Here is a 1,216-nt window from a genome sequence, read left to right on the forward strand (position 1 = left end):
GCCAGGTGCGTGGATGGGTAGGGGAGCGTCGTATGGCGGTAGAAGCGGCGGAGTGATCCAGCCGTGGACGCCATGCGAGTGAGAATGCAGGCATGAGTAGCGAGAGGGGAGTGAGAAACTCCCCCGCCGGAAGACCAAGGGTTCCTGGGCCAGGCTAATCCGCCCAGGGTGAGTCGGGACCTAAGGCGAGGCCGACAGGCGTAGTCGATGGACAACGGGTTGATATTCCCGTACCCGCGAAGGAACGCCCATGCTGAACCCAGCGATGCTAACCGCCCGAACACCGGTGCCGGCTCTTTCGAGGGTCGTTGCCGGGACTAGCGCGGGATCCGGACTGGTAGTAGGCAAGCGATGGGGTGACGCAGGAAGGTAGTCCTACCGGTGAGTGGTAGTACCGGTGCAAGGGTGTGGCCCGTGCCATAGGTAAATCCGTGGCACATACAGGGTGAGGCCTGACGCATAGCCGAATGAGGCGAATGGGATGATCCTATGCTGCCGAGAAAAGCCTCTAGCGAGTTCCGAGCGGCCCGTACCCCAAACCAACTCAGGTGGTCAGGTAGAGAATACCAAGGCGATCGAGCGAACTGTGGTTAAGGAACTCGGCAAAATGCCCCCGTAACTTCGGGAGAAGGGGGGCCACTTCCTGTCAACATCCTTGCGGTGGGCAGCGGGGGGTGGCCGCAGAGACCAGTGAGAAGCGACTGTTTACTAAAAACACAGGTCCGTGCGAAGTCGTAAGACGATGTATACGGACTGACGCCTGCCCGGTGCTGGAACGTTAAGGGGACGGGTTAGCCGCAAGGCGAAGCTCAGAACTCAAGCGCCAGTAAACGGCGGTGGTAACTATAACCATCCTAAGGTAGCGAAATTCCTTGTCGGGTAAGTTCCGACCTGCACGAATGGCGTAACGACTTCTCAGCTGTCTCAACCACAGGCTCGGCGAAATTGCACTACGAGTAAAGATGCTCGTTACGCGCGGCAGGACGGAAAGACCCCGGGACCTTCACTATAGCTTGATATTGGTGTTCGGTTCGGCTTGTGTAGGATAGGTGGGAGACTGCGAAGCGGGCACGCCAGTGTTCGTGGAGTCGCCGTTGAAATACCACTCTGGTCGAATTGGATGTCTAACCTCGGTCCGTGATCCGGATCAGGGACAGTGTCAGGTGGGTAGTTTAACTGGGGCGGTTGCCTCCCAAAATGTAACGGAGGCGCCCAA

1 rRNA gene is annotated in these 1,216 nt (G+C 58.4%); it reads left to right on the forward strand.

Annotated elements, in window-relative coordinates:
• Positions 1–1,216: ribosomal RNA gene (locus BMY88_RS23160) — 23S ribosomal RNA — on the forward strand; the annotation flags it as partial.

It is taken from the genome of Trujillonella endophytica, assembly GCF_900110555.1.
GTDB lineage: Bacteria > Actinomycetota > Actinomycetes > Mycobacteriales > Geodermatophilaceae > Trujillonella > Trujillonella endophytica.